Raw genomic sequence first — 18,523 nt, 5'->3', positions numbered from 1 at the left:
GCGTGTCGGCTACGCCGACTTCTCGTGGCGGCCGTCGTTCTTCACGATCCGCGGCACCAGCGTCGGGTTGACGTTGTTGTGGACGACGTCCGCGGTGATCACGACGCGGGCGACGTCCTTGCGGGACGGCACCTCGTACATCACCGACATCAGGACCTCCTCCATGATGGCGCGCAGTCCGCGCGCGCCCGTGCCGCGGAGGATGGCCTGGTCGGCGATGGCCTCGAGGGCCGGGCGGTCGAAGTCCAGCTCCACGCCGTCGAGTTCGAAGAGGCGCTGGTACTGCTTCACCAGCGCGTTGCGCGGCTCGACCAGGATCTTCAGCAGGGCCTCGCGGTCCAGGTTGTGGACCGAGGTGATGACCGGGAGACGGCCGATGAACTCGGGGATCATCCCGAACTTCACCAGGTCCTCGGGCATGACCTCCTGGAACTGGTCGCTGGCGTCGATCTCGCGCTTGGAGCGGATCGTGGCACCGAAGCCGATGCCCTTCGCACCGGCGCGGGACTCGATGATCTTCTCCAGGCCGGCGAAGGCGCCGCCCACGATGAACAGCACGTTCGTCGTGTCGATCTGGATGAACTCCTGGTGCGGGTGCTTCCGTCCACCCTGCGGCGGTACGGAGGCCGTCGTGCCCTCCAGGATCTTCAGCAGGGCCTGCTGGACGCCCTCGCCCGACACGTCCCGGGTGATCGACGGGTTTTCGCTCTTACGGGCGACCTTGTCGATCTCGTCGATGTAGATGATCCCGGTCTCGGCCTTCTTGACGTCGTAGTCGGCCGCCTGGATCAGCTTCAGCAGGATGTTCTCGACGTCCTCGCCCACGTACCCGGCCTCCGTCAGCGCCGTGGCGTCGGCGATGGCGAACGGGACGTTGAGCATCCGCGCCAGGGTCTGGGCGAGCAGCGTCTTGCCCGAGCCCGTGGGACCCAGCAGCAGGATGTTGGACTTCGCGAGTTCGATGGCGTCGTCCCGGCCCTGACCGTTCTCGCCGGCCTGGACGCGCTTGTAGTGGTTGTACACCGCGACCGAGAGGGCCTTCTTCGCGGGCTCCTGCCCGACGACGTAACCCTCGAGGAACTCGTAGATCTCGCGGGGCTTGGGGAGTTCCTCCCACCGCACCTCGGAGGTCTCGGCGAGCTCCTCCTCGATGATCTCGTTGCAGAGGTCGATGCACTCGTCGCAGATGTACACCCCGGGGCCTGCGATGAGCTTCTTCACCTGCTTCTGGCTCTTTCCGCAGAACGAGCACTTGAGCAGGTCGCCGCCATCACCGATGCGTGCCACGAGGTGCTTCCCCTTCGCCTGGGAGCGCTTGGTTCAGCGGCTCCTGGTGCCTCATATCCGACGGTACCTTGCCGGGCCCCCGGTTCGGGCCCCCCTTGGCGCGGTTCACATTGACGTGTACCGCGCCAAGGGCAGGTTCGGCGTCAGGCGGCCGCTGCGGCCGCGCTCTTGCGGGTCGACACGATCTGGTCGACCAGGCCGTACGCGAGCGCGTCCTCGGCCGTGAGGATCTTGTCGCGCTCGATGTCCTCGCGCACCTTCTCGATCGGCGTGGAGGAGTGCTTGGCCAGCATCTCCTCGAGCTGCTCGCGCATGCGCAGGATCTCGTTGGCCGCGATCTCCAGGTCCGAGAGCTGCTCGCGGCCCGTCTGCGACGACGGCTGGTGGATCAGCACACGGGCGTGCGGCAGGGCCATCCGCTTGCCGGGGGTGCCGGCGGCCAGCAGCACGGCCGCGGCGGACGCCGCCTGGCCCATGCAGACCGTCTGGATGTCCGGCTTCACGAACTGCATCGTGTCGTAGATGGCGGTCAGCGCGGTGAAGGAGCCACCGGGGCTGTTGATGTAGATGGAGATGTCGCGGTCCGGGTCCATGGACTCCAGGCACAGCAGCTGCGCCATGACGTCGTTGGCGGAGGCGTCGTCGATCTGGACCCCGAGGAAGATCACGCGCTCCTCGAAGAGCTTCGCGTACGGGTCGTACTCGCGCACGCCCTGGGAGGTGCGCTCGACGAAGCGGGGGACGACATAGCGGTTGTCCACCTGCGGGCCGGTGTAGAGGCCGCTCGCGGAGGCTGCGGGGAACTGGTTCATGGTCGTGTTCACCATCCTGGTGGCGTTCGGTGGGCTGGGGCTTCGGGGGGCGGCCGGGGCGCGGCCCGGGGCCGGGGGCACGGGCCCCCGGCGGCCGGACTCAGGCGCCGGTGCCGCCGCCGCCGGGAACGCCCGAAGCGGCGGAGATGATCTCGTCGATGAGCCCGTAGTCCTTGGCCTCCTCGGCCGTGAACCAGCGGTCGCGGTCGCCGTCGCGGATGATCGTCTCGACGGTCTGGCCGGAGTGGCGGGCGGTGATCTCGGCCATGCGCTGCTTGGTGCGCAGCAGGTACTCGGCCTGGATCTTGATGTCCGAGGCCGTGCCGCCGATGCCGGCCGAGCCCTGGTGCATCAGGATGTCGGTGTGCGGCAGGGCGAAGCGCTTGCCGGCGGTGCCGCCGGTGAGCAGGAACTGGCCCATGGAGGCGGCCATGCCCATGCCGATGGTGACGACGTCGTTCGGGATGTACTGCATGGTGTCGTAGATGGCCATGCCGGCCGTCACCGAGCCACCGGGGCTGTTGATGTAGAGGTAGATGTCCTTCTCCGGATCGGCGGCCAGGAGAAGGAGCTGGGCCGTGATCTTGTTGGCGATGTCGTCGTCCACCTGCTGACCCAGGAAGATGATGCGCTCGCCGAGCAGCCGGCTGTAGACCTGGTCGCCGAGGCCTCCACCGATGGACGGCTCACCGGCGGCGTTAGGCATCAGAATCGTCACGTAATCCACCTGCTCGTCTCTGACGGCTGCGGCCGTCTCAGCGTCTTGGAACCTGGGGGCGGGGCGATCCCCGCGGGCGGGTAGTCCCCTGCCCTCGTATTCATGGACCCTAACGCGCTGGTGGGCGGGCGCCATCCCGGTTCCCGAACTGTTCGCTGGCAGCGCAAGCTAGGGGGCGCGCGCCGGTATGAATACGCCCCGCGGGTGTGCGGCCGGCACGGTCCGCGCCTGCTCGTCCCCGCGCCTCCCCGAGGGTGGCTGTGGCGCTGCCGGGGACGGCGACGGGCCCGGGCGCGCGCGTGCGCGGCTCCGGGCCCGTCGTACGGATCGGCGCCAGGGGCGGGCGGCGCGGCTCGGCGCGCCCGTGTCCCGGCGGGAGTCCAGGCTCAGGCCCCGGACTTCTCCTCGTCACCGGTGGCCGCGGCGGCGACCTCGGTGGCCTCCTCGACCTCGTCCTCGTCGTCGCTCATGTCGACGACCTCGCCGTTGGTGTCCTTGACCGTCGAGGCCTCGACGACGGTGGCGAGAGCCTTGCCGCGGGCGACCTCGCCCACGAGCATCGGCACCTGGCCGCCCTCGACGACGGCCTGGGCGAACTGGTCCGGGGACATGCCGGAGGAGGCGGCGCGGCGCATGAGGTGCTCGGTGAGCTCCTCCTGGCTGACGTTGAGCTTCTCCCTGGAGACCAGCTCGTCGAGGACGAACTGGGTCTTGATGCCCTTGACCGCCTGCTCCTTGGTCTCGGCGTCGAACTCCTCCTCGGTCTTGCCCTGGATTTCCAGGTACTTGGCGAGGTCGAGTCCCATCTGGCCGAGCTGGTGGTGCTCCAGGTTGTGCTTGCGGGTGCGGATCTCGTCCTCGAGGAGCTTCTCGGGGACCGGGACCTCGACCAGCTCCAGGAGCTTCTCGAGCACGCGCTCCTGGGCCTGGGTGGCCTGGTCGTACTGCTTCATGTTCTCCAGGCGCTTGCGGCTGTCGGCCTTCAGCTCCTCGAGGGTGTCGAACTCGCTGGCCATCTGGGCGAACTCGTCGTCCAGCTCGGGGAGCTCGCGCGCGGCGACCTGGGTCACCTTGACGGTGATCTCGGCGTCCTTGCCCTCGGCGGAGCCGCCCTTCAGCTGCGAGGCGAAGGTGGCCTCGCCGCCGGCCTCCAGGCCGGTCACGGCCTCGTCGATGCCGTCGAGGAGCTCTCCGGATCCGATCGTGTACTGCACGCCGTCGGCGACGCCGTCCGCGAGGACCTCACCGTCGACCTTGGCCTCGAGGTCGATCGTCACGACGTCACCGTCGGCGGCGGCGCGCTCGACCGGGGAGGTGGAGGCGAAGCGGGTACGCAGCTGGTCGACGGACTTCTCGACGTCCTCGTCGGAGACCTCGACGGCGTCGACCTCGACCTCGATGCCGGAGAAGTCCGGGATCTCGATGGCCGGGCGGACGTCGACCTCGGCGGTGAAGTTCAGCGTCTCGCCGTCCTTCAGCTCGGTGATGTCGACCTCGGGCTGGCCGAGCGGGTTGATCTCCGCCTCGTTGACCGCCTCGGTGTAGAACTTCGGGAGCGCGTCGTTGACGGCCTCCTCCAGCACCGCGCCGCGGCCGAACCGCTGGTCGATGACGCGCGCCGGGACCTTGCCCTTGCGGAAGCCCTTGACCGTGACCTGCTGGTTGATCTTCTTGTACGCCGCGTCGAGGCTGTCCTTGAGCTCCTCGAAGGGCACCTCGACAGTGAGCCGAACCCGGGTCGGGTTCAGGGTCTCCACGGCGCTCTTCACGGTTTCGGTCTCCTTGATGGCTGAATTCTGGGGTTCTGCTGGGCCCACCACGGAGTGTCGTCCGGCGGCGGCGCAGCGGATCGGGCCCGGCGCTTCGGACGCTCGGTCAGACACACGGGCACACAGATTGCATAGTAACCGCAAGCGGGATCAGCCCCACAATGCGATCTTGGCCCAGGCGTGATCGCGATGTTGGTCGGGGTGGCGGGATTTGAACCCACGGCCTTCCGCTCCCAAAGCGGACGCGCTACCAAGCTGCGCCACACCCCGTCGGTGCGACACGTAGGGTACATGCCCCCAGGCGGTGGTCAGCCCCCTTTTCCCGCGGGTTCCCGGGGCGCACGGTGCCGTTCGGGGCGGCGGGGGCACGGCCGCGGGCAATGGGTGTGCGACGGACGCCGGGGACCCGCTACGATGCTCTTCGTGCCGCGGCCACCACGACCTGCGGCGCGGCGCTTGCGGGCGTAGCTCAATGGTAGAGCCCTAGTCTTCCAAACTAGCTACGCGGGTTCGATTCCCGTCGCCCGCTCCAGATGGCTCAGGGCCAGGTCGGAGGAGGAATCCTCGGCCTGGCCCTGAGGCGTCTCCCGGCCCCTGGCCGGGTCCGCGCGTTCCTCGCGCGCCCGTTCAGCCGCGGCTCTCGCACGCGAGCCGGATTTCCGCCGCCGCAGGCCGCCGAGGAAGTCCTCCAGCGGCTAGCTCCGCGGGCCGGACGCGGGGTCCGGGCGTGGGCTTCCGTCGCCCGCTCCACTCGACTCGGGCCGGACCGGAAGATGTCTTCCGGTCCGACCCCGACGCGTTCCCGGCACCCTGACGTGCTCCGCGAGTACGCCCCCGGCTCCGCACCGCCCCCGACCGTCGTCCGGGCCCGGTGCGGAGCCGGGGGCGATCGACGGAAGAAGACGAGTGAGATGCGTTCAGAATCTGATCGCGTTGATCGAATCCGCGAGCGAGTTCAGAAAGTTGTTGATCGACGGCGCAATACCGGTCGAGGCGAGGAAGAAGCCGAAGAGCGCCGCGACTATCGCGGGCCCGGCCTTGATCGAACCGCCACGGATCATCACCACGAGGATGATCGCCAACAGCAGCACCACAGACAGTGAAATGGCCACAACTGATCACACCCTCGGTCGGTCCGCCTTGCCCACCGGGGGGCATACGGCCCCGCACACACCCCCGCCCCACCATCGTGCCACCAACAGCCGGGCGGCGGTGACCGCCTGATGGACCATCGGCACATGGATCAGATCACATCACGATGCGCCGACGGATGGGCGGCGGCGCGTCACCGCTTACCGCTACCCGGGCGGTGCGAAATGCACACATGCGGGTCACAGGAAATTCGGACAATACCGGTGAGGAAATTCACCGATGCCTTGGGCTGCGACGTTTCACCCCGTTTAAGCAGGATTAATTGGGGCATATCGGACGTTTGATGGTCGTGTCGGTGACGAATACAGGAGATCTTCCCGGTGGGTTTTACGAATTCCATTGGACCCGGTTAAGGTGCCTCGAATGTTCCACGCTCCGAATGGATTGCAGAGGGACCGCGTCCCCGACGCCCACCGTGAGCCGGAGCCCCTCCCCGGGAGGACAGCGACGGCCGAAGCGACACCGCCCGCCCCACCGGCTCCGGTGGCGCAGGAGGCTCAGGCGGCGCCGGTCAAGAGACGCGACGCCTACTTCGACAACGCCAAGTACCTCGCCATCGTGCTGGTGGCGGTGGCGCACGCCTGGGAGCCGGTGATGGACGGCAGCCGCGCCACCAGGGCGGCGTACATGTTCGTCTACACCTTCCACATGCCGGCGTTCATCATCATCTCCGGCTACTTCTCGCGGAGTTTCCAGGCCCGCCCCGACCAGCTGAAGCGGCTGGTCAGCGGTGTCGTGGTGCCGTTCTTCGTCTTCGAGGTCGCCTACACCCTCTTCAAGCGGTGGGCGGACGACGACCCCCAGTACCCCTTCAGCCTGACCGACCCGCTGTACCTCACGTGGTTCCTGATCGCGCTCTTCGTGTGGCGGCTGTCGACGCCGCTGTGGCGTTCGATCAAGTATCCGCTGGCGGTGGCCCTGGTCATCGCGTCGCTCGGCTCACTCACCCCGGGCATCGGCCAGGACCTCGACCTCCAGCGCATCCTGCAGTTCCTGCCCTTCTTCGTGCTGGGTCTGTCGATGCGGCCGGAGCACTTCCAGATGCTGCGGCGCCGGGAGGTGCGGCTGCTGGCGCTCCCGGTGGTCGCGGCCGCGGCGGTGTTCACCTACTGGGTGGCGCCGGACGTGCGGATGGGCTGGTTCTACCGCTCCACCAGCGCCGAGGAGCTGGACGCGCCGTGGTGGGCGGGGCCGCTGATGACCTTCGGGCTGTTCGGCTGCGCGCTGCTGCTGACGGCCGCCTTCCTCGCCTGGGTACCGCGTCGCAGGACGTGGTTCACCGTGCTGGGCGCGGGCACCATCTGCGGCTACCTGCTCCACGGCTTCCTGGTGAAGTCCCTGGACTACCTGGGGCTGGTGGCGCAGTACCCGTGGCTGGCGGAGCCGGCCGGGGCGGTCGCGGTCACGCTCGCCACGGCCGCGGCGGTGACGCTGTTCTGCACCCCGCCGGTGCGGCGTGCGCTGCGGTTCGCGACCGAGCCCGAACTGTCGTGGGCGTTCCGGCGGGACGTCACCCGGCTGTCAGGCCGAGCAGCCGCCTCATCGCCGCGTACTTCGCGCTGAGCCGGGCCCGGGTCGGTTCGTCGAGCAGGGCGAGCCGGTCCGGATCGGCGTTGTGGGCGAGGTCGGCCTCCTTGACGAGTCGGGCGCCCGGTGTGGCGAGGATGCGCCGGGCGTACGACTCGGCGTCCTCCCCCGGGCGCTTGGTCATGGCGTCCACCAAGTCCTTGACCTGTTGCGGGAGTTCCGCCGCGGCCAGCCATTCGCGCGACAGCGCGTCGTCCTCGATCGCGTCGTGCAGCCAGGCGGCGGCGATCTGCTCGTCGGTGCCGCCCCGCGTCCTCACTCCCTCCGCCACCGCCCGGATGTGCTCGGTGTAGGGCCGTCCTGCCTTGTCGGTCTGGTGCGCATGGGCGTCCCGGGCGATCGCCTCGACCTGGTCGAGCGTGAGATTGGGCATGCGCCCGACTCTACGGGCGCCCCGCCGGCCGCGGGGTCACGGTTCCCGGCGGATCAGCAGCAGGGCCCGGTCGTCGTTGACGTCCTTCGCCACGGCCTCGATGAGGTGCCAGGCGGCCCCCTCGAAACCCGTCGCCACATAGCGGTCGGCCTCGCCGGTGAGCCGGTCCATGCCCTCGGCGATGTCCCGGTCGTTCGCCTCGACGAGGCCGTCGGTGAAGAGCATCAGCACGTCGCCGGGGCGCAGAGTGCCCTTGACCGGGTCGAACTGGGCGCCCTCGTACACTCCGAGCAGCGGGCCCTCCGCTGCCTGCTCCTCCCAGCGGCCGGTGCCCGCGTGGAGCTGGAGTGCGGGCAGATGGCCGGCGGAGAGCAGTTCGTAGTCACCGGAGTCCAGGTCGAGCACGAGGTGGACGGAGGTCGCGAAGCCCTCGTCCCAGTCCTGGCGCAGGAGATAGCCGTTGGCGGCGGGGAGGAAGCCGTGCGGTGGGAGGGAACCGAGGAGCCCGCCGAAGGCGCCGGACAGCAGCAGGGCGCGCGACGCGGCGTCCATGCCCTTGCCGGAGACGTCGGTGAGGACGACTTCGAGGGTGCGGCCGCCGTTGGTGCGGGCGGCGACGACGAAGTCCCCGGAGAACGACTGGCCGCCGGCCGGGCGGAGGGCCATCTCGCGGTGCCAGCCCTGCGGCAGGCGCGGCAGGGCGCTCTGTACCCGGATCCGTTCGCGCAGGTCGAAGAGCATCGTGCCGCCCCGCCGCCAGGGCACCCCGACGCGGGCGCGGAACTGGGCGATGAGCAGACCGAAGAGTCCGCAGGCCGCCACCACCAGCACCGTCCCCGGGGTGACCCGGGCCGGCCCTTCCGTGTAGGGGCCGAGTACGAGTGACTCGACGATCAGCGCCAGGGCCGCGGCCGCGTAGAGCCCGAGCAGGCTCGCGGGCCGCAGCAGCAGTCCGCCCGCGACGATCGGCAGGACGAGGGCGGCCGGCGTGCACCAGACCGGCATGAGGATGGTTCCCCAGGCGATCGCCGGGACGGTCAGCAGGAGCCCGGCCAGCGCGATCCAGTCGGAGCCGTCGCCGCGGAAGTAGTCGACCCCGGACCTGCGCAGCGTCGTGCGGGCCCGGTGCGTCGCTTTGCGCATCCGGGCCGTGTACGAGTCCGCAGCGCCACGTGCCATCGTCGGCGACCCTATCCACACCCTCGTCCGGCGTGGAGGGGGACCCCATGACATTGCGTTCGAAATCGGGTCGCGACCGGACGCGGTGCCCTGGTAGGCATGGCGCATGACGACTGAACTGCGGGTACTCCGTCGCGAGGAGTGGGACCGGTGGTACGGGAAGCTGGAGCTCGCCTTCGGCGGCGTCCCGGAGTCCCCGTCGGAACGCGAGCTCTGGAACGAACTCACGGAGTGCGAGCGTTCGCTCGGCGTACTGGACGGCGGAGACTGGGTCGGCACGGCCGGGGCGTTCTCCTTCCGGGTGTCGGTCCCGGGCGGCGCGTTCGTTCCCGCCGCCGGGGTCACGATGGTGAGTGTGGCCGCCACCCACCGGCGACGCGGGGTGCTCACGTCGATGATGCGGCGCCAGCTCGACGACGTCCGTGCGCTGGGTGAGCCACTGGCCCTGCTGACGGCTTCCGAGCCGGAGATCTACGGCCGGTTCGGATACGGCATCGCGACCCACCAGCTGAATCTGGAGATCGACACCGTGCGTGCGCGGATCACCGCGCCGCCCGGGACGGACGACGTGCGGCTGCGGTTCGCCCCCGCCGCGGAGTCGGCGGAGGCGTGCGAGGCGCTGTACCGGAGCACGCTCGGCTCACGGCCCGGGATGCTCGCGCGCACCCCTGGCTGGGAGCGGCTTCCGCTGCTCGACCCGCCCGCCCAACGCGAGGGCGCCTCGGCGATGCAGTGCGTCCTCGCCGAACGGGACGGCGAGGTCGTGGGCTACGTCCGCTTCCACAACAAGCCTGAGTGGGACGCCTCGGGGCCGAACGGCTCGCTCCTGCTGCGGGACATCGACGCGCTGGACCCGGCTGCGTACGCGGCGCTGTGGCGCTTCCTCTTCGGCGTCGACCTGACGTCGCGGATCCGGGCGCGAAACCGGCCGGTGGACGACCCGCTGCTGCATCTCGTCTCGGACGTCCGGCGCTGCGGTGTCCGGGTGCGGGACTCGCTGCACGCGCGGCTGGTCGACGTGGGCGCGGCACTGGAGGCGCGGACGTACCGGACGCCGGTGGACGTGGTCCTCGAGGTCGAGGACGCGTTCTGCCCCTGGAACGGGGGCCGTTGGCGCCTCTCGGGGGACGCCAAGGGGGCGTCGTGCGAGCGTACGGCAGGCCCGGCCGATCTGTCCCTGAACGTGCGGGAGTTGGGCGCCGCCTATCTGGGCGGGGTGACGCTTTCGTCGCTGGCGGGGGCGGGCCGGGTGCGCGAACTGCGCGGTGGCGCGCTGGCGGAGGCATCGACGGCCTTCGCGTCCGACGTGGCGCCGTGGCTGCCGCACGGCTTCTAGGTCCGATGCCAGGGACGTCGGGACCCTCCCGGTCGACCGCGGCGATGTGGCACTAGGCGGGCTGGCAGCCGGGGCACCAGAAGAGATTGCGGGCGGCGAGACCGGCGGTGCGGATCTCGCCGCCACAGATGTGGCAGGGCAGCTGTGCCCGGCGGTAGACGTAGACCTCGCCGCCGTGGTCGTCGACGCGCGGCGGCCGGCCCATCGCCTCCGGCATGTGCTCCGGACGGACGGTGTCGATGCGGTTGTTCCGTACGCCCTCGCGCATCAGGCCGACCAGGTCCCCCCAGAGGGCGTGCCATTCCCGCTCGGTGAGATCCCTGCCCGCGCGGTACGGATCGATGCCGTGCCGGAAGAGCACTTCCGCGCGGTAGACGTTGCCGACGCCCGCGACGACGTTCTGGTCCATGAGCAGGGCGGCGATCGTCGTGCGGGAGCGGGAGATCCTCGCCCAGGCTCGCTCGGGACCGTCGTCGGGCCGGAGCGGGTCGGGGCCCAGCCGCGCGTGTATCGCGGCCTTCTCGCAGTCCGTGATCAGGGCGCAGGCCGTGGGGCCCCGCAGATCGACGTACGACCCGGCGTTCGCGAGCCGCAGGCGCACGGTGTCGGTGGGCGGCGGCGCGGGCGCGTCGCCGAAGTCCACCTTGCCGAACAGGCCGAGGTGGATGTGGATCCACTCACCGCCGTCGGAGCCGCCGAAGCCGAGGAAGAGGTGCTTGCCGTGGGCCTCGGTGCGCTCCAGGGCGGTGCCGTCGAGCAGCGCCGCGGAGTCGGCGAACTTGCCCTGCGGGCTGGTGACCCGCACGGACCGGCCGCCGAACCGTTCCCGGTAGTCGGCGGCCAGTCGATGGATGGTGTGCCCTTCGGGCATCAGGCGGTCGGCTCCTGGGGGTGGTGGGCCGGGATCGGGGGGAGCTCGCCGGTGGCCTCGTACCGCTCGAGCATCTCGATGCGGCGGGTGTGACGCTCCTCGCCCGAGTACGGGGTCTTGAGGAAGACCTCGACGAAGGTGGTGGCTTCGTCGGTCGTGTGCATCCTGGCACCGACCGCGACGACGTTGGCGTTGTTGTGCTCACGCCCAAGGGCGGCGGTCTGCACGCTCCAGGCCAGCGCGGCCCGGACGCCCCTGACCTTGTTCGCGGCGATCTGCTCGCCGTTGCCGGAGCCGCCGATCACGATGCCGAGGCTGCCGGGGTCGGCGACAGTCCGCTCGGCGGCGCGCAGGCAGAACGGCGGGTAGTCGTCCTGGGCGTCGTAGATGTGGGGGCCGCAGTCGACGGGCTCGTGGCCGTGGGCCCTGAGCCACTCGACGAGGTGGTTCTTGAGTTCGAAGCCGGCATGGTCGGAGCCGAGGTACACGCGCATGGTCCGAGTGTGGCACGCGCGAGGCGCGGCAGCCGTCAGCGGGGTCCGGCGACGGCACTGTCGGATGACCGACCAGCCACGGAGAGTGACGCAGCGGCGTGCCCGTCATCACGATCCGCAGGCAGGTCGTGCTTACCTACGGTTCAACGGTTCTCGCGTGCCCGACGCCGCCGGTCCGCCCTGGCACGCGTGACGTCCCGGCTGCGGCTGCGGCTGCGGCTGCGGCTGCGGCTGCGCGAGGAACTCGCCGGATCCCTCGCCGGATCCAGCGGCCCGGCCGGGGCCCCGACCCGCCGAACCACTCGTCGCCGGGGTCCGTACCACGAACGACGAAGGTGCTCACCGGGTCAGGGACCTCGGACACACCTGCACCGGGGTGGCGTCACCGGACGGGTGGTCGACTCCGAGACGGATCAACGTGCCCTTGATGAGGTGGAGTTCACCATGCCGGCCGATCCGGGTGGAGCGGCGCCGCAGACAAGGGGGATCCGGCCCCGGCCGTGGCGGCCGGCCCTCGCCGTTCGGCGGCCTGCACCGCGGCCGCCGCAATCACCCCCGGCACCCCAGCCTGGCCAGGAGGAACTCCGGGCCTTACCCAGGAATCCGGCCACCCTGCGAGAGTGCGGTCACGCACGGAGCGGGGCGGCGCATCCCCCGCCGCAAGCACAGCCGTCCGAGCACGTCGGCGGGAGCTCATCGGGACGCAGAACAGCCGTGGGCCGGGCGCGGGGCGTCGCAGCCGGCATCGCGGACGACGAGGATGCCCGGATCGCCCGGACGCCACCACCCCTCGTGGACGTCTTCCACCGAGTGGCACAGGTGGCGGCGGTCACCCCCGCCGCGTCGACGGGAGCCCGAACCGGACGGCACCCCGGGAACCGGCACGAGAAGGTGCGGCTCGGGTCCGGGCGGCGATGAAGGGGTACGACCAGCCGGGGACGGGCTGGAAGCAACAGGCCGGGCCGACACTCCCATAAGAGTCATATTGTCTGATTTACGCCTTTTCTCATGGTTCGATGGGCCGCACTTCACCCCTTGCGGGCAGGTACGTGATGGTTCGTCACACAAAGGGAGAGCGACATCGGATGTCTGAGGCAGAGGACACGAGAGCGGGGACGGGCGCCCTGCATCGTTCGATGAGTGAGGCGCTGAGCCGTCACTGGAAGGTCGCGGTTCTCGCCGCGGCCGGTGTCATCACCGTGACGAGTGCCACGATCCATGGAGGCACGCCGGACGCCGGGGCCTCCGACGCGAAGCCCGCCACGGCCCCCGTCCGCGACGGCATGCCCGAGGACGACCAGGACCACTCCAAGGACCATGACCGCGACGACAGGGGGGACAAGGGCGAGCGCGGGCACCGCGACAAGGGGAGCAACGAGGACGGCGAGGAGCACGACAAGAGGGACGCCGAGGACACGGGAAGCGAGAGGCTCGACAAGCAGTCCGTCGCATGCGACCCGAACAAGTTGATCGCGGAACTCGTCGAGCTCAACGAGAACACCGGCGGCACCCTCCACCTGGCCAAGGACTGCACCTACACCCTGACCGCCAACCAGGACGGCAACGGCCTGCCCCGAATCGTCCAGCCCATCACCATCCACGGCAACGGCGCCACCATCGCCCGCGCCGCCAACGCCGACCAGTTCCGCATCTTCCAGGTCTCAGCCGGCGGCGACCTCAGACTCCGCGGCCTCACCCTCACCCGCGGCAAGCCGGACGGCGACGGCGGAGCCATCAACGTCAACGCCGCAGGACGACTCGACACCGACGGTGTCACGTTCACCGACAACTCCGTGGCGGACATCGGCCTCGACAACGGCGGCGCCGTCTTCAACGCGGGCATCACCACCCTCCGCAACAGCGTCCTCACCCGCAACTCCGCAGAGTTCGGCAGCGCCATCTTCAACGCCTCGGGCAAGCTGCAGATCACCGACACCAAGATCACCGGCAACACTGCCGAGGGCGACGGAACCGTCTCGAACGACGGCGGGACCACCAAGATCGGTAACAGCCTGATCAGCCACAACTTCGGCTCCGGCGTGGAGAACCAGGCAGGTCTGACAGAGATCGACAGGACCACCATCAGCAACAACGTCGACGACGGCAACGGTGGAGGCATCGACCACGAGAACGGCGGGCTCCACGTACGCAACAGCGTCATCAAAGGCAACGCCGTGATCGGCGATGAGAACGGTGGAGGCATCATCCTCGACGACGACGCCGTGATCGAGGACAGTGAGATCACCGGCAACACCGCTGTCGACGGGGACGGCGGCGGCATCGCGACCGGGGAGGCCGGCTCGGAGGTCGCGATCCGCGGCACGAAGATCGCCGGCAATCAGGCCCCTGGCGACGGTAGGCGAGGCGGCGGTCTTTTCGTCGAGGACGGCACCACCGTCAACCTCACCGACACCACGGTGAAGAAGAACCTGTCCGACGCGCCCGCCGGCGGCATCCACAACAGCGGCATCGTCACCGCCAACGGCAAGGTCCGCATCATCGACAACGTCCCCACCAACTGCACCGGCAGCCCGAATCCCGTCCCCAGCTGCTTCGGCTGACACACCCTCACACCCGAGACAGCCCACCACCCGCCCCCGGCCCCCAGCCGGGGGCGGACCCATACACCCCAGGACCCGGATCGAGGGGACGCAGGAAACGCCCGCCGGGGTGTACTTCCACGTCCCGGCCCCTCGGGCCGGTCCTGGACTCACGCCCCGGCGAGACCGCATCCGGTGGAACCACGGCATCAGCCCCGGCGGCCGACGAACTTCCAGGCGGCGGGCAGCGCGCCCATCGCGAGCGCGGCCTTGAGCGCGTCGCCGATCAGGAACGGGGTGAGGCCGGCCGCCACGGCCTGGGGCAGCGTCATTCCGGTGGCGAGCGCCAGGTAGGGCACGCCGACCGCGTAGATGATCGCGGAGCCGAGCACCATCGCGCCCGCGGTGCGCAGGACGGAGCGGTCCGCGCCACGCCGGGCGAGGGCACCGACCGCGGTGGCGGCGACCAGCATGCCGAGGATGTAGCCGAGGGACGGCATGGTCCAGCCGGAGGACGCCTCGGCGAACCACGGCATGCCCGCCATTCCGGCGAGGGCGTACAGGGCGAGCGAGAGGAAACCGCGGCGCGCGCCGAGCGCGGTGCCGACGAGCAGGGCGGCGAAGGTCTGGCCCGTGACCGGGACCGGGGAGCCCGGCACGGCGACGGAGATCTGCGCGGCGACACCGGTGAGCGCGGCGCCGCCGACGACCAGGGCCGCGTCCACCGCGGACTTGGCGCGCGAGGCGGGCAGCAGATCGGCGAGGACCAGCCCCGGGCGGGGGGCGGAAGCGGCAGCAGTGCTCATCGGTACTCCGGGTGCGAGGGCGCGTAGTGGGTGATGACGTGGTTGTGGACATGGCGACGTTAGCCCAGCGGTGAACGATCGATCACCGTCGGCCGATGACAAAGGCCGAGGAGGCCGCATGGTGGAGTTCACACAAAAGGAGGAAGGCAAGCGCCGGAGGCGCGTGATGCTCGTCACTGAGGTGGTGGACCAGCGACGCCGTTTTGGTGAAGCGGGCGACGCTCGGGAAGACTGTAGGTTCTTGCCAAAACCCAGCGCAGCCGAGAGTCCCCAGCACATGCACGAAGCACCGCCCCGCCCACTGGTCGCCGAGGCCGAACCCCTCTCCCACGGGCTGAAGCAGCGCCATCTGACGATGCTCGGACTGGGCGGGGTGATCGGGGCGGGGCTGTTCGTCGGTTCCGGTGCGGGCATCGCGCTCGCCGGCCCCGGCATCGTGGTCTCGTACCTCCTCGCCGGCGCGCTGGCCATGCTGGTGATGCGGATGCTCGGCGAGATGTCCGCGGCGATGCCCGCGTCCGGCGCGTTCTCCGTGCACGCCGAGCGGGCCCTCGGCCGCTGGGCGGGATTCACGGTCGGCTGGCTCTACTGGTTCCTGCTCGTGGTCGTGCTCGCCGTGGAGGCGACCGGCGCGGCGACGATCGCCAACGGCTGGGTGCCGGGCGTGCCGCAGTGGACCTGGGTACTGATCTTCATGGTGGTCTTCACTGTGGCCAATCTGGCGGCCGTGAAGAACTTCGGCGAGTTCGAGTTCTGGTTCGCGGCGCTCAAGGTCGGCGCGATCGTGCTGTTCCTGGTCCTCGGCTCCCTGGCGGTCTTCGGCCTGCTGCCGGACACGCAGCCGGTGGGCCTGGCGAATCTCACCGGGGAAGGCGGCCTGCTGCCCAACGGGTGGGCGGGCGTCGTCGCCGGGGTCCTCGCCGTGGTCTTCGCCTTCGGCGGGCTGGAGGTCGTGACGATCGCGGCGGCGGAGTCCGACGATCCGGCGCGGGCGGTCGGACGCGCGGTGCGCAGCGCGGTGTGGCGCATCCTCCTCTTCTACGTCGGCTCGATGCTGGTCATCGTGACCGTGCTGCCGTGGACGGCGATGCAGCCCGGGCAGAGCCCGTACGTCGCGGTCCTGGACGCGGTCGGGGTGCCGGGGGCCGGGCAGATCATGAACGTCGTGGTGTTCGTGGCGCTGCTGTCCGCCCTCAACGCCAATCTCTACGGCTCGTCGCGGATGGTGTTCTCGCTGGCCGAGCGGGGCGAGGCGCCGGCGGGGCTGCTCAGGGTCTCCGGCGGCGGGGTGCCGCGCCGGGCGGTGTTCGCGTCCGTCGCGTTCGGTTTCGTGTCGGTCCTGCTCAATCTGAAGTGGCCGGACACCGTGTTCCTCTACATGCTGAACGCGGTCGGCGCGGTGCTGCTGTTCGTATGGGGCCTGATCGCCGTGTCGGAGCTGCGGCTGCGCCGCCGGATCGAGCGCGAGGCCCCGGAGAAGCTGACGTTGCGGATGTGGTGCTTCCCGTGGCTGACCTGGGTGGCGCTCGCCGGGATCGTGGCCGTGCTCGTGCTGATGCTCGGAGACGGGGCCGCCCGGCCCCAGGTGCTGTGGTCGGCCGCGGCGACGGCGCTGGTGCTGCTGGCGGCGGGACTCCGGGAGTTGCGCGACATGCGGGCGAAGCGTGCCTAGTTCTTCACAATGTGTGAGCATCCTGTCCGTATAGCGGTCATCGATGCTCGGTGAGCGGTACGCGCCCCAGACTGTGGGCCACTCCCCATCCGCTCATGAACAGGCACGCCCATGTCTCGGACCTCGGCGCCCGCACCCGCCGGCACCCAAGCCGGCTCGTCGCTCGCCCACGGCCTCAAGCAGCGCCATCTGTCGATGATCGCCCTCGGCGGTGTGATCGGCGCCGGCCTCTTCGTCGGCTCCGGTGCCGGTATCGCCGCCGCCGGCCCGTCCATCGTCATCGCCTACGCCGCGTCCGGCCTGCTCGTCATGCTGGTGATGCGCATGCTCGGCGAGATGTCCGCGGCGAACCCGGCCTCCGGCTCCTTCTCCGTGCACGCCGAGCGGGCCCTGGGCCCCTGGGCGGGCTTCACCGCGGGCTGGTCGTTCTGGGTGCTGCTGTCCGTCGCGGTCGGCCTGGAGGGCATCGGCGCGGCGAAGATCGTCAGCGGCTGGCTGCCCGGTACCCCGGAGTGGGCCTGGGTCGCGCTGTTCATGCTGGTGTTCTGCGGCACCAACCTGGCGGCGGTGCGCAACTTCGGCGAGTTCGAGTTCTGGTTCGCCGCGCTCAAGGTCGGCGCGATCACTCTCTTCCTGGTCCTCGGCGGCCTGGCCATCCTCGGTGTGCTGCCCGGGACGGAAGCGCCCGGCACCGCCAACCTCACGGGCGACGGGGGGTTCCTGCCGCACGGGGCGGAGGGGCTGGTCATCGGTCTGCTCGCGTCGGTCTTCGCGTACGGCGGCCTGGAGACGGTGACCATCGCGGCGGCCGAGTCCGAGCATCCGGTCCAGGGTGTCGCCCGGGCCGTGCGCACCGCGATGTGGCGCATCGCGCTCTTCTACATCGGCTCCATGGCGGTCATCGTCACGCTGGTGCCGTGGGACGACCCGGACGTCGCCAACCCCGACAAGGGCCCGTACGTCACCGCGCTGAACCACCTGGACATCCCCGGCGCCGGTCTCGTGATGCAGATCGTCGTGCTGGTGGCGCTGCTGTCCGCGATGAACGCCAACATCTACGGCGCCTCCCGCATGGCGTACTCCCTGGTCGCGCGGGGCCAGGGCCCGAAGGCGATCGGCCGCGTCTCGGGCGGGGTGCCGAGGATCGCGGTGCTGGTCTCCTCCGTCTTCGGCTTCCTGTGCGTGCTGCTCAGCTACTGGCGTCCGGACGACGTCTTCCCGTGGCTGCTGAACATGATCGGCGCGGTCATCCTCGTCGTCTGGCTGTTCATCGCGGTCTCCCAGCTGGTGCTGCGGCGCCGCACGGAGCGCGACGCCCCCGAGAAGCTCGTGGTGCGGATGTGGCTGTTCCCGGTGCTGACCTGGGTCGCCATCGCGGGCATGCTCGCCATCTTCGTCCTGATGCTGCGCCAGCCCGACACCCGTGACCAGCTGATGGCGACCGGTCTGATGACGCTGGTGCTTGCCGCCTCCGGCGCGGTGGTCCAGCGCAGGCGCAGGGCCGAGCACGAGATCGGCGCGACGAGCGGGAGCGGCGCCGCCGCCGGGACCGCCGAGCGGGACGCGGTGCCCGCCGCGGAGGCCGCCAAGAAGTAGGGCGTCAGCCCGGCAGGACCGCAAGGCAGGTGCCGGCGCGAGCCGTTCGCGCCCAGGACCCCCGGCCCGGAAGGGCCGGGGGTCCTGGCGCGTGCGAAGGGGGAGGGCGACCGCGGGCGCGTACGGCGGACGTGCGCCGGGAAACGATCCGGTGGCCTTCGGCGACGCCTTCGCGGAGTACGGCACGGCACTTCGCCCTCGGTGTCGACGCCGTCGTCACCGACTTCTCCGGCCTGGCCGCGATCCCCTGCGGCGCCCGGCGCCGGTGCCACATCAGGGAACGTTCGCCCCGCCACGACGCCCGACGCGCACCAGGTCGAAGGGCTGATCA

The 18,523-nt window shown here is 70.4% G+C and carries 15 protein-coding genes and 2 tRNA genes; 6 read left to right on the top strand and 11 right to left on the bottom strand.

Going from position 1 to position 18,523, the window contains the following annotated elements; genetic code table 11:
* Positions 1-9: 9 nt before the first annotated feature.
* From clpX to O7595_RS22140, 5 genes are all read right to left on the bottom strand, one after another.
* Entirely contained in the window at positions 10-1,287 is a 1,278-nt protein-coding gene (gene clpX, locus O7595_RS22160) for an ATP-dependent Clp protease ATP-binding subunit ClpX (protein WP_017944896.1), read from the bottom strand.
* 143 nt (positions 1,288-1,430) lie between these two features.
* A complete protein-coding gene (locus O7595_RS22155) occupies positions 1,431-2,114 on the bottom strand; it encodes an ATP-dependent Clp protease proteolytic subunit (RefSeq protein WP_017944895.1) in 684 nt (227 codons plus the stop codon).
* Positions 2,115-2,199: 85 nt separating this feature from the next.
* The gene (locus O7595_RS22150; protein ID WP_269732579.1) at positions 2,200-2,805 is read right to left on the bottom strand and encodes an ATP-dependent Clp protease proteolytic subunit; all 606 of its coding nucleotides are present in this window, start codon (positions 2,803-2,805) and stop codon (positions 2,200-2,202) included.
* A gap of 398 nt (positions 2,806-3,203) precedes the next feature.
* Complete coding sequence (gene tig / locus O7595_RS22145) at positions 3,204-4,586, bottom strand: trigger factor (RefSeq protein ID WP_269730385.1); 1,383 nt, start codon at positions 4,584-4,586, stop codon at positions 3,204-3,206.
* A gap of 193 nt (positions 4,587-4,779) precedes the next feature.
* Positions 4,780-4,856, bottom strand: a tRNA-Pro gene (locus O7595_RS22140).
* Positions 4,857-5,044: 188 nt separating this feature from the next.
* Between O7595_RS22140 and O7595_RS22135 the strand changes: the two genes are divergently transcribed.
* Positions 5,045-5,118 (top strand) — tRNA-Gly (locus O7595_RS22135).
* Between the two features lie 385 nt (positions 5,119-5,503).
* Here the strand turns inward: O7595_RS22135 and O7595_RS22130 are convergent.
* Complete coding sequence (locus O7595_RS22130) at positions 5,504-5,698, bottom strand: hypothetical protein (protein ID WP_269730384.1); 195 nt, start codon at positions 5,696-5,698, stop codon at positions 5,504-5,506.
* Positions 5,699-6,101: 403 nt separating this feature from the next.
* Here O7595_RS22130 and O7595_RS22125 point away from each other — a divergent pair, with 403 nt between their 5' ends.
* The gene (locus tag O7595_RS22125) at positions 6,102-7,301 is read left to right on the top strand and encodes an acyltransferase family protein (RefSeq protein WP_269730383.1); all 1,200 of its coding nucleotides are present in this window, start codon (positions 6,102-6,104) and stop codon (positions 7,299-7,301) included.
* On the opposite strand, the gene O7595_RS22120 is transcribed toward O7595_RS22125, so the two are convergent.
* Together O7595_RS22120 and O7595_RS22115 are read right to left on the bottom strand one after the other, a co-directional pair.
* Positions 7,249-7,698, bottom strand: coding sequence for an HD domain-containing protein (locus O7595_RS22120; RefSeq protein ID WP_269730382.1), 450 nt, complete (start codon positions 7,696-7,698; stop codon positions 7,249-7,251). The genes O7595_RS22125 and O7595_RS22120 overlap by 53 nt on opposite strands.
* A gap of 36 nt (positions 7,699-7,734) precedes the next feature.
* On the bottom strand, positions 7,735-8,877 hold the full coding sequence (locus O7595_RS22115; protein ID WP_269730381.1) for a PP2C family protein-serine/threonine phosphatase: 1,143 nt from the start codon (positions 8,875-8,877) through the stop codon (positions 7,735-7,737).
* A 106-nt stretch (positions 8,878-8,983) separates the two neighbouring features.
* Between O7595_RS22115 and O7595_RS22110 the strand changes: the two genes are divergently transcribed.
* Positions 8,984-10,213: a GNAT family N-acetyltransferase gene (locus tag O7595_RS22110; RefSeq protein ID WP_269730380.1), complete on the top strand. Its 1,230-nt coding sequence runs from the start codon at positions 8,984-8,986 to the stop codon at positions 10,211-10,213.
* A gap of 52 nt (positions 10,214-10,265) precedes the next feature.
* Here the strand turns inward: O7595_RS22110 and O7595_RS22105 are convergent, their stop codons facing one another.
* Positions 10,266-11,084: an Fpg/Nei family DNA glycosylase gene (locus O7595_RS22105; RefSeq protein WP_269730379.1), complete on the bottom strand. Its 819-nt coding sequence runs from the start codon at positions 11,082-11,084 to the stop codon at positions 10,266-10,268.
* Positions 11,084-11,578, bottom strand: coding sequence for a ribose-5-phosphate isomerase (locus O7595_RS22100; RefSeq protein WP_269730378.1), 495 nt, complete (start codon positions 11,576-11,578; stop codon positions 11,084-11,086). The genes O7595_RS22105 and O7595_RS22100 overlap by 1 nt, the downstream gene beginning before the upstream one ends.
* A 1,085-nt stretch (positions 11,579-12,663) precedes the next feature.
* Between O7595_RS22100 and O7595_RS22095 the strand changes: the two genes are divergently transcribed.
* Positions 12,664-14,139 carry a right-handed parallel beta-helix repeat-containing protein gene (locus tag O7595_RS22095; RefSeq protein WP_269730377.1) on the top strand — a complete coding sequence of 492 codons (1,476 nt, stop codon included), beginning with the start codon at positions 12,664-12,666 and terminating at the stop codon, positions 14,137-14,139.
* Between the two features lie 188 nt (positions 14,140-14,327).
* Here O7595_RS22095 and O7595_RS22090 read toward each other — a convergent pair whose 3' ends face one another.
* The gene (locus tag O7595_RS22090) at positions 14,328-14,924 is read right to left on the bottom strand and encodes a biotin transporter BioY (RefSeq protein WP_269730376.1); all 597 of its coding nucleotides are present in this window, start codon (positions 14,922-14,924) and stop codon (positions 14,328-14,330) included.
* Between the two features lie 277 nt (positions 14,925-15,201).
* Between O7595_RS22090 and O7595_RS22085 the strand changes: the two genes are divergently transcribed.
* Complete coding sequence (locus O7595_RS22085) at positions 15,202-16,596, top strand: amino acid permease (RefSeq protein ID WP_269730375.1); 1,395 nt, start codon at positions 15,202-15,204, stop codon at positions 16,594-16,596.
* A 111-nt stretch (positions 16,597-16,707) separates the two neighbouring features.
* Positions 16,708-18,192 carry an amino acid permease gene (locus O7595_RS22080; RefSeq protein ID WP_269730374.1) on the top strand — a complete coding sequence of 495 codons (1,485 nt, stop codon included), beginning with the start codon at positions 16,708-16,710 and terminating at the stop codon, positions 18,190-18,192.
* The last annotated feature ends 331 nt before the right edge of the window (positions 18,193-18,523 follow it).

The organism is Streptomyces sp. WMMC940, assembly GCF_027460265.1.
Classification (GTDB): Bacteria; Actinomycetota; Actinomycetes; order Streptomycetales; family Streptomycetaceae; genus Streptomyces.
Note: the sequence above shows the minus strand (reverse complement) of the source record. Positions and strands in the feature narration are given on the sequence as shown.

Bases quoted from the DNA above. Each gene is read 5' to 3' on its own strand.
- O7595_RS22080 (WP_269730374.1), top strand. From the start codon at position 16,708: ATGTCTCGGACCTCGGCGCCCGCACCCGCCGGCACCCAAGCCGGCTCG.
- O7595_RS22110 (WP_269730380.1), top strand. From the start codon at position 8,984: ATGACGACTGAACTGCGGGTACTCCGTCGCGAGGAGTGGGACCGGTGG.
- O7595_RS22105 (WP_269730379.1), bottom strand. From the start codon at position 11,084: ATGCCCGAAGGGCACACCATCCATCGACTGGCCGCCGACTACCGGGAA.
- O7595_RS22100 (WP_269730378.1), bottom strand. From the start codon at position 11,578: ATGCGCGTGTACCTCGGCTCCGACCATGCCGGCTTCGAACTCAAGAAC.
- O7595_RS22155 (WP_017944895.1), bottom strand. From the start codon at position 2,114: ATGGTGAACACGACCATGAACCAGTTCCCCGCAGCCTCCGCGAGCGGC.
- O7595_RS22120 (WP_269730382.1), bottom strand. From the start codon at position 7,698: ATGCCCAATCTCACGCTCGACCAGGTCGAGGCGATCGCCCGGGACGCC.
- O7595_RS22085 (WP_269730375.1), top strand. From the start codon at position 15,202: ATGCACGAAGCACCGCCCCGCCCACTGGTCGCCGAGGCCGAACCCCTC.
- O7595_RS22125 (WP_269730383.1), top strand. From the start codon at position 6,102: ATGTTCCACGCTCCGAATGGATTGCAGAGGGACCGCGTCCCCGACGCC.
- O7595_RS22150 (WP_269732579.1), bottom strand. From the start codon at position 2,805: ATGCCTAACGCCGCCGGTGAGCCGTCCATCGGTGGAGGCCTCGGCGAC.
- O7595_RS22090 (WP_269730376.1), bottom strand. From the start codon at position 14,924: ATGAGCACTGCTGCCGCTTCCGCCCCCCGCCCGGGGCTGGTCCTCGCC.
- O7595_RS22095 (WP_269730377.1), top strand. From the start codon at position 12,664: ATGTCTGAGGCAGAGGACACGAGAGCGGGGACGGGCGCCCTGCATCGT.
- O7595_RS22115 (WP_269730381.1), bottom strand. From the start codon at position 8,877: ATGGCACGTGGCGCTGCGGACTCGTACACGGCCCGGATGCGCAAAGCG.